13 protein-coding genes are annotated in these 12,725 nt (G+C 45.8%); 1 reads left to right on the forward strand and 12 read right to left on the reverse strand.

Features of this window, described 5'->3' with window-relative positions; translation table 11 throughout:
• Nucleotides 1–699: 699 nt before the first annotated feature.
• From LGZ99_RS19750 to LGZ99_RS19770, 5 genes are all read right to left on the reverse strand, one after another.
• Nucleotides 700–936: an antitoxin gene (locus LGZ99_RS19750; protein ID WP_023046098.1), complete on the reverse strand. Its 237-nt coding sequence runs from the start codon at nucleotides 934–936 to the stop codon at nucleotides 700–702.
• Nucleotides 937–1,143: 207 nt separating this feature from the next.
• Entirely contained in the window at nucleotides 1,144–1,842 is a 699-nt protein-coding gene (locus tag LGZ99_RS19755) for a PAS domain-containing protein (RefSeq protein ID WP_023046097.1), read from the reverse strand.
• A 251-nt stretch (nucleotides 1,843–2,093) separates the two neighbouring features.
• Complete coding sequence (locus tag LGZ99_RS19760) at nucleotides 2,094–2,762, reverse strand: PAS domain-containing protein (RefSeq protein WP_262979486.1); 669 nt, start codon at nucleotides 2,760–2,762, stop codon at nucleotides 2,094–2,096.
• A 23-nt stretch (nucleotides 2,763–2,785) separates the two neighbouring features.
• Nucleotides 2,786–3,472, reverse strand: coding sequence for a helix-turn-helix transcriptional regulator (locus tag LGZ99_RS19765; protein WP_262979487.1), 687 nt, complete (start codon nucleotides 3,470–3,472; stop codon nucleotides 2,786–2,788).
• Between the two features lie 37 nt (nucleotides 3,473–3,509).
• Nucleotides 3,510–4,202, reverse strand: coding sequence for a PAS domain-containing protein (locus LGZ99_RS19770; RefSeq protein WP_036837919.1), 693 nt, complete (start codon nucleotides 4,200–4,202; stop codon nucleotides 3,510–3,512).
• A gap of 408 nt (nucleotides 4,203–4,610) precedes the next feature.
• On the opposite strand from LGZ99_RS19770, the gene LGZ99_RS19775 reads away from it, so the two are divergent.
• The gene (locus LGZ99_RS19775) at nucleotides 4,611–5,213 is read left to right on the forward strand and encodes a helix-turn-helix domain-containing protein (protein WP_036837920.1); all 603 of its coding nucleotides are present in this window, start codon (nucleotides 4,611–4,613) and stop codon (nucleotides 5,211–5,213) included.
• Between the two features lie 251 nt (nucleotides 5,214–5,464).
• Here LGZ99_RS19775 and LGZ99_RS19780 read toward each other — a convergent pair whose 3' ends face one another.
• The 7 genes from LGZ99_RS19780 to LGZ99_RS19810 all read right to left on the reverse strand — a co-directional run.
• Entirely contained in the window at nucleotides 5,465–6,832 is a 1,368-nt protein-coding gene (locus tag LGZ99_RS19780; RefSeq protein WP_262979488.1) for a VasL domain-containing protein, read from the reverse strand.
• A 138-nt stretch (nucleotides 6,833–6,970) separates the two neighbouring features.
• The gene (gene tssE / locus LGZ99_RS19785) at nucleotides 6,971–7,411 is read right to left on the reverse strand and encodes a type VI secretion system baseplate subunit TssE (protein WP_262979489.1); all 441 of its coding nucleotides are present in this window, start codon (nucleotides 7,409–7,411) and stop codon (nucleotides 6,971–6,973) included.
• Nucleotides 7,412–7,415: 4 nt separating this feature from the next.
• Nucleotides 7,416–7,955: a type VI secretion system lipoprotein TssJ gene (tssJ, locus tag LGZ99_RS19790; protein WP_262979490.1), complete on the reverse strand. Its 540-nt coding sequence runs from the start codon at nucleotides 7,953–7,955 to the stop codon at nucleotides 7,416–7,418.
• Nucleotides 7,933–9,024, reverse strand: coding sequence for a type VI secretion system baseplate subunit TssG (tssG, locus tag LGZ99_RS19795; RefSeq protein WP_262979491.1), 1,092 nt, complete (start codon nucleotides 9,022–9,024; stop codon nucleotides 7,933–7,935). The genes tssJ and tssG overlap by 23 nt, the downstream gene beginning before the upstream one ends.
• Complete coding sequence (gene tssF, locus LGZ99_RS19800) at nucleotides 8,988–10,760, reverse strand: type VI secretion system baseplate subunit TssF (protein WP_262979492.1); 1,773 nt, start codon at nucleotides 10,758–10,760, stop codon at nucleotides 8,988–8,990. The genes tssG and tssF overlap by 37 nt, the downstream gene beginning before the upstream one ends.
• Nucleotides 10,761–10,857: 97 nt before the next feature.
• On the reverse strand, nucleotides 10,858–12,438 hold the full coding sequence (gene tssA, locus LGZ99_RS19805; RefSeq protein ID WP_262979493.1) for a type VI secretion system protein TssA: 1,581 nt from the start codon (nucleotides 12,436–12,438) through the stop codon (nucleotides 10,858–10,860).
• Nucleotides 12,438–12,725 (reverse strand): type VI secretion IcmF C-terminal domain-containing protein (locus tag LGZ99_RS19810; RefSeq protein ID WP_262979494.1); only part of this gene is annotated, 288 nt, incomplete at its 5' end. The genes tssA and LGZ99_RS19810, both read right to left, overlap by 1 nt.

Genomic DNA, 12,725 nt, shown 5'->3' on the forward strand with positions numbered 1-12,725 from the left:
TCATCATCTTTCCTTTTCTCTTCTGAAAATCGAGAAATGATTCTATAGATCTAAGAATTCTATCGTTATCGTATTAATAAAGATTTTTGGCTAGTATAATAGGTGCCAAAAGTAAATTTATCTTTACTCTATATTGAATGTTTCTTAGAAAAGTATGACATTGTAATTATCTATCACAGTCACAAATAACAACGAAATCACATTGATTGAATATGGTTAACGTCTTTATCTATGTAATTAACATATGGCATAGAAAGAATTAAAATGCAAATGACAGCAATAAAAAAAACGATTTATATTTTATTGCTGGGAAATTATTGGCATAAAAATTTTATAAATCATTTGGTTATATGCTGTTGTTTTTGATATTGATTTGTAAATGTGATAATTTATAAACTAAATTTCTTTATAATTTTTATTAATTCTTTTTTGATTTTATATTTTGAGATAAAATAAATCATTTATTTAAATTAAATTCTACTTAAGAATAACGATTTCAAAGATCTGTAAATTCAGATTCGGTTTTCTAAGGTTAAAAGTGTAGGTAATTAACCTGACTGTCACTTTCAATAAAAAGATTTTCCTACAATTATATTGTGCATGTTGACCAATTGAATTATTCTCAATCATATAATGTTTTCTTTGAATTATATTTTCTTATAATGATGGATCTTTCTTTCACTTTTTTGCGAATACCTTTTATTCAATGCGTAATTGCCGTTCATCAGCATCTAGAAATGTTGAAGGTACAGTTGTCTTTTCAAGTAAATTGAAAAAATGCTCTAAATTATCTGGTTTGGCTGGTTGTTTTGACAGGATAATATTACCGTTATCGTCTCGACGGATATATACACGGTCTGTGTCAAACTCAAATTCGACGGGTAATCTTACCGCTTGATTCCGGCCATTTTTAAATAGTTTTGCGATTCTTTCCATTGTAACCTCCTTCTCTAATTTTGGAGAAAATAAAGCAGTTTCAGTGAGCACGAGTATAACAATATATAGATATAACGAAGAAAAGATAAATATAATCCTTTATTGAAGGTTCATATAATTCCATAAAAATATTATCTAATGATCACATAAATCATTAGATAATGAGTAACTACTATACAAATCTCTAAAAATTGTCCGACCGTAATGCTAATTTAATAAGAAATAGCCAATAAGTTTATTATATCTTGGTGGAATATAAAGATCATAGCCATTTTCTTTGCACAATAATCTTAACTCCATAGCTGATCCAACAGAAAGTTTCTCATGGATAAATTCAAAATGTTTCTCCACAGTACGGCATGAAATACCCATTTCGCCTGCTATATCTTTATTACTGAGACCGCAGCAAAATAGAAAAATAACCACCCACTCTTTCGTTCTTAATATATTATTTGGTGGCTTAAGCTTAACAGGGGTAAATATATGATGTTCAATATAATGAGCTATTGCAAAATATTCTATTTCTCTTGCATGGGAAGCGATACCAATACATTGATTATTTTCATCCATTAATGGAAATTTATTATAAAAATAAGCTCTAAATCGTTCACGTTTTCCAAAAGGGTAAATTCCTATGGATGAGATTCGCTGCATCTGTGTTAAGACCTTACGGTCGTGTTCTTCAAACAAATCGACAAAATGATGAAACGGCGTCAATAATTCTTGTTCAGAATGCCCAATAACGTCAAAATCTTTAGGGAGTTTGTTAACTTTGATAAATGCCCTGTTCGCATAAATTAAACGGAATTCTCTATCTTTTACAAACCACAGTTCAGAGCTTCTATCCCACATATTTGTTAGCTGATGCGTAATTAAAGGAAAATTTTTGCGTCTCGATTGATTCATATATAAGCAGCCCTTAAAACATTATGTTTCATTAAATTATTTAATATATAAATGTATGTCTTTGCTGGTAATAATGATCCCCATTTATCATAAATAAAAAATAATGGAAAATACGGTATAATAGAAGGCAAAAATAAACATAATCGATAAGGATTACGCGTTATATTTCTTCTGCATCGGTCAATTAGATATTCAAGATAAGATTACTTCATGTTAATACGATAGACAGAGTAACCAAAGAATACAGAACGCTAATATAGTAAGAATTTTTCGGGCACATAGCGATCAAAATTATTGGCTCGACAGTATTCTTCTAATTGAAGACAGGAGTTAATGTTTATTTTATGATATATCCTGATTATATGGTTTTCAATTGTACTAGAGTTAAGATCCAATATTGTTCCAATCTGCTTTTTTGTGTATTTCTGTAAAAAAAGGAAAATAATATCCCATTCACATTCAGTAAAAAAATCTGTCGGTGGTTGGAATAGAATGGAGGGAGGGAGTTTATCATAACATTTATATAGATAGGATAATGAATAGTCTTTGGCTTTCCATGCATGAAAAAGGAGCCCAATACATTCATTTTTATCATCATATATTGGAAATTTTTCCAAAAAGTAAGATGACAGAAATTTTTCTTTCCCAAAAACATGAGTTTCAAGTGAACATATTCTTTTATTTTTTTCCATCACTTTTTTATCATGTTCAATAAATTCCTTTGCAAACTCAGCGCCATCCCAAGGGAGTTCATCATCATAAAGCCCCTCAAAATCAAATGAGCCCGGGAAATTCTTAATAGAATTTAATGCTAAGTTACCGTAAATAAAACATGAAGAACTATCTTTTATTCCCCACGGTTCATTGCTTAATTCCATTGTGTTGATAATCTGAGGCGATATCACATAGTTCTTCTTCATAAAAATTCCACTTAATTTAAGGTTTAAATAAACATTCTGCTTTCTGGGTGCACAAATCTTTCCGGTACATAGAGATCAAAATCATTAAGGCGACAATATTCTTCCAACTGATAACAGGAATTTACGCCGATCTTTTTATATATCCGAAATATATGGGTTTCAACAGTGCGATAGGAAATATTCAATACCCGCGCGATTTGTTTACTGGTGTATTTATGCAAGGAGAGGAAAATAACATCCCACTCCCGTTGCGTAAATAAATCAGTTGGCGGCTGAAACATAATGGATGCAGGAAGTTTTCCATGATACAGACGAGCCAATGAAAAATCCTGGGCTTTCCATGCATGAAAAAGGATCCCAATGCATTCATTTTTATCATCATATATTGGAAATTTTTCCAAAAAGTAAGATGACATAATTTTTTCTTTCCCAAAAACATGAGTCTCAAGTGAACATATTCTTTTATTTTTTTCCATCACTTTTTTATCATGTGCAATAAATTCCTTTGCAAACTCAGCGCCATCCCAGGGGAGTTCATCATCATAAAGCCCCTCAAAATCAAATGAGTCTGAGAAATTTTTGAGAGACTTTAAGGCCTGATTACCATAAATGAAGCATGAGTTTTTGTCTTTGACTCCCCATGGATCATTATTTATTCCCATAGTATTGACTATTTGCGATGAAATAGTTATCTGATTAGTGTCTTTCATAGTAAAATCCTATTGTACAGTTATGTTAGTGATAAATTTATAATTCCCTACTACCAATAGTAACAAACTTTTCAGGAACATAACGATCTAAGTTATTTTCTTTACAGAAATCTTTTAATTCTGTATGTAATGGCAAATTGAATTTTCGGTAAATTGACTGAATATGACTAATAACATCTTCTGTACTCATCATTAATTCTTTGCTGATGCCTTCTTCATCCAATGAGCGCAAGGTCAAAAAGAGCACTTCCCATTCAGTTTGCGTCAGTATGTCATTAGGCGGTGTGAATTCCAGCGCCACCGGAGAAGTTCTTTCATAGTAGTAAGCAGTAGAAAAGTTTTGAACTTTGGACATATGAAAAATGATACCGATGCAGTGACCATTTTCATCACAAAGTGGATATTTATCACAGCGGTAGGTTTGCTTGATGTTATTTTTTCCAAACAGGTGAGTTTCAAGTGACGTAACTGTTTGCATAGTCTGAATCACTTTTTGATCCCGACGACAGAATTCTTCTTCATGTTCTGCGGTCGATGAGGGTAATTCTCCCGCTGAAAGCCCGGTAATATCAAAATCTTCAGACAAGTTGAGCAATTGATAGAAAGCCGGATTAGCATAGATAAACTTTGATTGCAGATCTTTAGCTCCCCAAGGCTCATGACTTTTTTCCCACATATGAATTAATTGCGGATCGATATTATTCGGCTGATTGGTTTTTTTATTTGACATAGAAGATCCTTACTTACTTAAATAATATATTCTTTGAAGGAAAGATTAGGTCACAATAATTTGTTCGTCAAAAAACACGATGGTTTTATTCTATTTATAAAATAAAAAGGTGATATTATTTCACAATGAAACTTCTTATTATGGTGACATGTGGTTATATTTTCACATGTAAACTAATTTCACTGTCTATCCGATTGTTCACAAATAACACTTTTGCACGGAATTTCACCAATATCTTTTAATTATGCAATACCAACCCTGCCTGCTCGCATATATTATATGGGCATGATAGGCTTACGTGTTCTGATAAGAACTATAAATGACTAGTTATAGGTAGACAATATTGAATAAAAAAGAAGATGTAAAGCCAAAACCACTTTTTTTCTCAAATTTGCGAGAAACTACTCAATGACAGATTCATACGAAGAAAAAACCACTCAAAAAGGTAAAAATAATAATAAACCAGATCGCATGATCATTGACGACAGGGTCACCCATTTTGGTCAACGTTTACGTGAAGCGATGCAAAATGAACCCACCGCCAAATTTGCTCGGCGCTGTGGTCTGTCCGATAAAGCGATATGGAACTATTTGGATGGTTTAACTTACCCATCAATTGATAAAGTAGCTGCACTTGCACACGCCAGCAATACGTCAATAGAATGGTTAATTTTGGGGATCCTTGATGATAGAACCACTCATTTCGGTCAGCGTTTACGTGAAGCCATGCAAGATGAACCCACCGCCACATTTGCCCGACGTTGTGGTCTGTCAGAAACAGCAATCTGGAGCTACTTAAACGGTTTAACTTACCCATCAATTGATAAAGTGGCTGCACTTGCACACGCCAGCAATACGTCAATTGAGTGGTTAATTCTAGGCTTAGATACATCGAGTTCAACTTTATACACAGGTGCTAATAAACTCAAACAAAAACTAGACACGATGACGTTGGAAGATACAAAGTTATTATTGAGCAAAATTTTCGACGTGATATCAACATATAAGTAACATTGCACCGGGCACAAACTTTCTCTGTACTCAATCCCTCTTTAGGGGCTTTTTAGGCGCTGAATAAGCGTACCATTCTACTAATTACCATGACTTGCCCCCCACTAAGTTACCAGTGACTCGAGTAGGGGCTTCTTATGACCCCTATTAGCTGTTCCCTGTTTTTCCAACGTAAACCCGGCCATATACTGTGGATACGGCATATCTCTTGAAGTGGGAATCTCTTTCCAAAAATCCTTACAGTTCATTGACTAATGGATAACAGACTGCGTGAGCAGTGCATAGCGATTGAGTAATTGATTGAAACGGGTATCAATTTGCTGGCGCAATGCCGGGGAGGCCGTGCCGCTTTTTTGTTGTTCGGCCAATTGGCGCAGCAGTTCTTCCAATGGCGGTGTCCTCATCAACGGTTGCTGAATGCCAAATACCATCGATTTCAATTCAGAACCGGTGAGATAACGACCGCGTCTTTCATCCAGCCCATCAAGGCGGGCCGCTAATCGTTGCAGACGCGATTGAGCCAGGTGGTAATTTTCCAATTCAGGGACAGGCAACGCTGTGGCTTCACGTTGCTGTTGCCACTGTTTCTCCATCTCCTGCACCGTTTGGCTAGCCGGCCACAATGTTTGCAGTTGATGTAATAACTGCGCCCCGTATTCCCATCGCCACAACGCAGGCAACGCATCCAAACTTGCCAGCCTCTCCCGACTGGCTGCCAGCGTTTCATCCTGCAACTGATTTAACAGCGCCGCGTTGTCCGGGTGGCGTAACTCCGCAAGCTGCGTTGGGGGCAACGTCCTCGGCAAAGGTTGCGTGGTCGCCCGCAGTGCCTGCACCAACGGCGGTGCTTGTCGCATTTCATTCACCCCCCAGACGCCGGTCACTGCTAACACGCACAACGCAACACCCGCAACAAAACCGTGCCAGGCTTTCCAACGGGGCATAGGTAAAACCCGGACCACGTTGACTTGAGGTTGTACACGGGCGGCAGTTTCACGCACCATATATATCCGTTGGGGCTGAGCAGGTTCAGGAGGCGTCAAAATAGCATTGCCCCCAGGTTGTGCTGAGGAAACAGAGACAGGCATCCCCCCCTTTTCCTGAGCCAAACTCTCTAAGCGCCGGGCATTGTTGTGAAGCTGCACGCGGAGGCTGTCGAGTTGGCTGACATGTTTCAGCTCCAGACGTTGCAACCCTTCACACAACTGTTCAAGGGTCTTTTCTGTACGGTAAATCAGCGGCAAGTCGATGTAGGCGAAGACATAAGCCCGCAACGTTTGCTGCAACCGTGCAACCAGCCAGGCGAAAATTTTAACCCGCGCCTGTGTCGCTTGAGGCCAGAATTGCGACCATTGATGGGCCACTAACCCCTCAATCAGTGCCAATCCTTCATGAATACCCGCTAATCCGGCACGTTGTGCCCGGGCCAGTGTATACCAGGCGGCACTTTGCAGTTCTACACCATTCAATCGAAATAGCGTCAAACAAAGCTGTTCAACTCTGGCCCAGTCCACATCGGGCCGTGCCGGATGGCTCAGTTTGCTCATTTCTGCTTTTAATGCACAGAATTCAGGTCGTGTACGGGGGTCGCCCCCGGTATAAACAGTATTTTCAGTCATCACTTTTCTTACCAACATTTGTTGTTGAAGTCAGAATGATTAACGCGGCGGGACACCGCAAATGCGTGCAACAGTCCGGGACACCGCTCAACCTCCTCCCGACTACAGACAGCGGCGGCAAAATAGCCTCATCAAAGATTAATCTATCCGCCCTTGCTGGCGCAGATGGCGGATCAAGACTTTCCCTTCCGGGATAAATTCGGTGCCAAAATGCACCCGCCCCACCCCTTTCAGTTCGGCGTTGATGTGATAACGCAAACGCGCTGGTTCGATCTCCGGCAATAACGTGACACTGACCTGCTTCAGGCGGGGTTCATAGGTCAACAGCGTGTGTTCAATCGTCGAGATCAAGCGCTGTGACGACTCGGGTAACCCTTGCAGGATAGTGTTGAGATCAGGCAGGCCATAACCCGGCAGATGAGTCAGTGAACCCGCCCGGCAATTGAGGATACACTGCATATTGTCCAGTACCGACAAAATCACCTGGTTTTCTTCGCTGACCTGATGCAAATCTAAACCACCGCTAAAGTTGCCGAAAAGGCATTCATGCAGGGAAGGCTTGTCAATTTTCTTTTTCATCAACTCACTCCTTTTCAGGCAACAGAGTCAGGCCACCGGCATTCAACTCAATGGTGCGGGGCTTGTCCGGTAACAGCGCATTGCGCCTGATGAGGGTGCGCCAGGTCGCCCCGGCTAAATTGGGACGTCTGAACAGCCCCACCACCGCGACATATTTCGCTTGTGCCGCCATCGGCATATTGAGAGCGGCATGTCCCCCGGGTTTTACCACCACCTCCCCGCTTGCCAGACAATCGGCGCCGAGTACCCGGTCGCCGTTCTCCAGCAAATCCGCATAATCCGCCTTTTCTAACGCGTTGTTATCCCGCAGCTGATAAATCCGGACCAATGTAGGGACGGACAGGGCAACATTTTCCCCGCTATCCGTGTTGACCGTTGCCCGGGGCGTAAAATCCAGCCGCAATGTTTTCACCTGTCGATGAAAAAGGGCATGCGTAACGGATACCGTGCCCTCCGTTACCGTTTGAGTCAGACCGCAACCGGTCAGCAGTAAGGTTATTGCCGCTATCATCGGCACGGCTTTATATAAAGGCATAGTTAACATTGTGTCCTCCTGTGTTTTGATGACTGTCCGGCGGTATCCCCTGATAATCCCCCAGATCCACCGTCATTTTGTCAGGTACCGCTCCCCGATTATCTTCAGCCTTCAGCCCTAACACCCCGGTCAGCCCCAGTTGAACAGGCTTATCGCTGCCCAACACCGGCACCGGTAATATTCGGGTCTGAAGGGTCAATTGCAGCCGGGCCCGGTACCGCCAGCCCAGATAAACGCGCAACAACACGAGTAAATCCGTCTGCAATTGCCCGCCCGGCAGCCAGCCCCGCGCTTCCTCCGGGCAATCCGTATGCAACGCCAGCAATAACTGGCTGTTGATATCCGTGCCGATCCTGCCCAGCACGGTACGTTGCGACAGGGAAATCGGCTGCGAATCTGAAAAACCGGCCGGTTGCATCAGATGGATTTGCCGCGGGCAGGATGGCGTCACCACGACACGGGTCTGCGGCGCCAGCAACGTCACCAGCGCCGATACCCCTTCCGCTGTCCGGGTTGGCAGACGCATGACACTGAGCAATGCCAGAAATCGGGATGCGGGCGTAGTAATCTGCTGCTGACTGCCTGGGATACCCAGGCCAATCAGCCCCAGTAAACACTGAGATGTCTGGTCGCTGCCCCCGGAGGCAAACGTCGCCGGGTAGGAGTATTTACGCCAGATACGGTAAAACTGGGTGAATATCCGGTGATTAAACATATCCAGAAAGGCTTCAACCGCGTCATGCCCTTCCCGGTGTTGAGCGATATCATTCAGGTAAGCGGTCGGCAACGGGGAATCCACGCCGTACAGCCCCATAAAGGTAGTTCTGGCCGTCGGTGGACGATCCGGATGGCGACTGTCCGTTTCCATCGTTTTCAGTTCACCGATAGGGAACCCCATCCCCGGATGGGGCCGGAAACGTATCACGTCATCGGCGGGATTATCCGTACTGCCCAGGGGTTGCCGATCCGGGACCGTGCGCTCAATGGCCTGACAGAACTGATAGAAATTGAGCGTCGAAATATCGGCTTTCAGTACGGATATTAGCCGGGAATGCACTGACTGTGTTTCTCTTGCCATAACAAACGTTCTCCTGTGGGTTGTAAGATCAGCGTCAGCCGGTTAAATAGATGGATATCGGTGTACAAGGCAAAAAAGCGACTGAGCATCTCCCCGAACAGACAGATATCCCCGGCCCCTGAAAAGCCGTTGCTGTCCAGCGTGACTTCAATATGCACTCCCCGTTGCAGGCACCCCTGTTCAAACCGCTCGATCAGCCCATGTTTCACCGCCACAATGGCCGCCAGACGGCGCGCGTTCATGTCATCGTCAGTCCAGTCATACAGCGCCAGCGTACCGCGCAACACTTCCGGGTTATCCATCAGACTGAGGAAATTGGAGCCGAGATGACTGAGCACCCGCCAGTGAAAGCGATCCCGGTTTGGCGGATAACACGGCAATGTCGGTTCACACAGATTACGCACGGTCAGTCCCGCCAACGGGGGAGAAACCGCTGTATCCAGCAGCGTCTCCTGCAATGCCCGGCGGGGCAGTTGCCCATTGGTGCCGGTCAGGGTGAGTGACAGATTTTCTGCTTCATGAGATTCACCGTTATCAACCTCCTCCCCACCCAGAATAAGCCAAGTGTCGTACAAACCTGACACTCCCCGTTTCACCCGGGTATGGTAATAACGCTCCGGCGCGTCATGGCGCAGCATACCGCCTTTGTGGCGGAAACTACTGAAGGGCACATACGACTGGTGCTCACTGCGTTTCGAGGAGACCACCGCATCCACCGAATAAATCTCGGTATGCCCGTCCTGAATGCGCATCGGGTGCAGCAAATACTCCGTTTTCAACGGCGACAGCGGCAACGGATCGGATTCCAGCGGAAACAGATTAATCACCGGGGCGCAATGCAAACGGATATGCTCCGCAGAAAACGGCCACTCACCAGGCCAGCTTTCACGCAGCACCACATCCAGCTCAAACCACGGCGTTTGGTCGGGAATAGTCAGCTTTTCCAGTCCACAAAGCGTGACAAACATGAATTTCTCGCGGAAGGTAAAATACTCCAGCAGCAGCTGATAACCACTGAACGAACTTTCCCCTTTCGGCCACAGCCTTTCCTCATCGCCAAATCCCCGCGGCGAGAATCCTCCGTCAAACGGCTGGCGGTCAGGCTGGCCGGGCAGGCGTAAATAAAGCTGTTGCGTCTGAAGGGTCAATGCCCGATGTAACGCACAGGCCAGCGGACTGTCCGCACTCAGATACAGTGGCAAACGGCTCAAATCAATCTGGCGCCAGTCCACCAAAGTTCCACACTCAAAATGCAAGCGAATGACCGCACGGCCATCCGGTTCAGCCTTAAGGCCGGCGTCAGTCAGCGCCATCGGCAGCAACTGAACCGCCTGGGTGGTGGTATAGCGACACCGGGTCCGTTGTGGGCCGATCGGTTGCGAAAGCACCTCAAAGCCCTTTTTCACCTGCACCGGATTTTTCAGCTGTTTCAACTGTGCCCAATCCGCGCCCAGTTCCACAATGGACAGTGAAGGGATCGTGCGCAGGTAATGCGGCCACAACAAACTGACCAGCCCTTCCGTCAACTCCGGCAAGTCATCATCCAGCTTCTCGCGCAGGCGGCCCATCAGAAAGGCAAAGCCTTCAAACAGACGTTCCACATAGGGGTCACGTGTGCCGACTCTGTCCAGATTGAGCATGGCTGCTCGATCAGGATAGGCTTTTGCAAACTCTTTGCCCGCTTCACGCAGGTAACGCATTTCTGCCTCGTAGTAGCGCAGGATTAAATCATCCATTGGATTGTCCTCAAATAAAGGGTTCAGAATAAATATCGTGGAGAGGGTAAAAACGGGTCGAACAGGGATAAGATTGCCCTGCCGTGTTCCGGGGTAATCAGCTACACAACACCGCCGCCCTGATGGGATCAATCGCCACTAACTCAGCCAGCAATGTCTCTCTGCGTTGTGCCATGTTCGCTTTATCGTGTTCACTGCGTTGCGCTTTCATCCGCAACAACTTAAGCAGACACGCTTTGACCTCAAACATCAGTTCCGGCTCCCATTCGTCAAGACTGAATGGCCCATTGGCATTCAATTCAGCCAACAAATGCAGGGCCATGTCAGGCTTGCCGCATTGTTCAGTCACCCGTGCCATCAGCAAGCGCTGTAACCAGCGGTGGCGAACCCCCTTTATCCCCGGCAGTTGCTCCAACCAACGCAGCGCAGCCTCCATGCCTTCACTGTCCGCCAGTTGTAATGCCTCCGGCTCAAGGGACAAAATGTCATCATCAGGCCGGGATGGCATCGGCCTGTGCTCAAACTGCCAATCTGCCTGATTGGCGTGAACCTGTTGGGCTATCCAGCCGGCGGTCACCTCATCGGCAAAGGGCGTGCCGTCGTTATAAGCCATACTCTCCAGCCCCGGCAGCCGTTCAAGCAGGCTGCTCAAGTCCTGTTTAACAATGTCGGCCCACCCGTCATAGGGGCATCCCAATTGTTTTAACGCCTGACAAAGGTACCACTGTAAATCCAGCCAGAAATGATTGACGCTTTTCGTAAATATCTGATCAGCCTGTTCTAACAGCTCACGCCAATTCTGTTGCCGATAGAGCCGTTTTAGCTGAACGCGATACTCCGTGCGGGGCGGGGCTAGCCGGGTCAACCCGGTGACATCCTGTGGAGGTAACTGATGCACGGTATCCCAGCGGATACTGCGCATCAGCCGGGCTGAAGAGAGCCAGCCCTGGGGTTGATCGCGCAGATAACGCGCCAATTCACGGGCCTGATCCAACAGATCGCGCCCGGATTGTATCGGGCGCCATGCGGTCGGAGGGGGTTGTATCGCAAAGGAGGGGACTGGTGCCGCCGTTTGGGGGATGACCGCCTCCACGCCGCCCGATTGCGCCAACCGATTTTCCAGTGTTCCCGCCAATCCGATAAGCGCTGGACGGGTGTCTTCATCCCAGGTCGCAAAGACGTGTTCCAGCAACGCCAATGCGACCAGAATGTGCTCAAAGTCAGACCGATCCACCTCGGGATAACGTGACAGACTGTCCTGAATTTTAACGCCGGTCAGCCACTCGAACGCCGCTTTACGACTGTCCGCCCGGCAGGGCAGCAACGCCTCACCAAAACGTTCGGCTAATGCGGCTAACAACGTCAGCCCTTCTGCCAGGCCACGTTCGCCATCCTGATGTAGACGCGCCCACACATAATAGGCAGCTACACGCACATCTTTACATTGGGTGGTCAGCAGCTTTTCCGCCAGTTCACAGATAAGGGCCGTATCAATGCCACTGAGTTTATTGACCTCTTCGCGCATATGCTGAAAATCGTCGTTATAGACCGGATCATCACCAACAGGTGCCCCGGCACTGATGGGCAGCAGCCAATTTTCCCACCGTGCGATGCTTTCCCGTGCTTCGGCAAGCGCATCCCGCCCGGAAAAGCAGCTTGCCAGGAGTTGTTGCAACATTATTCTGCCTCCCAGTCATCGTTATCTGTCGCCGGCATATTGGTGCTATCACCCGGCGTCACCACAAAAATCGCTTTCGGCAACGTAAATTCCCGCAGTTTCAATAACGCCAGCGGCCCACTGCCCATTTCTGTGCGTAATATCCAGGTCACCGGCAAACCGTCCGGCATCATAAATGTCAGCCGATAACGGCTTTCATCCAGCTTTTCCGCCTTCGCCTGCGCTAACCAGCGGATCAGCCCCCAATTCCCGGGATAATCACCAAACAGACGCGCCCCGGCATTGAC

Source organism: Photorhabdus temperata (assembly GCF_025384845.1).
GTDB lineage: Bacteria > Pseudomonadota > Gammaproteobacteria > Enterobacterales > Enterobacteriaceae > Photorhabdus > Photorhabdus temperata.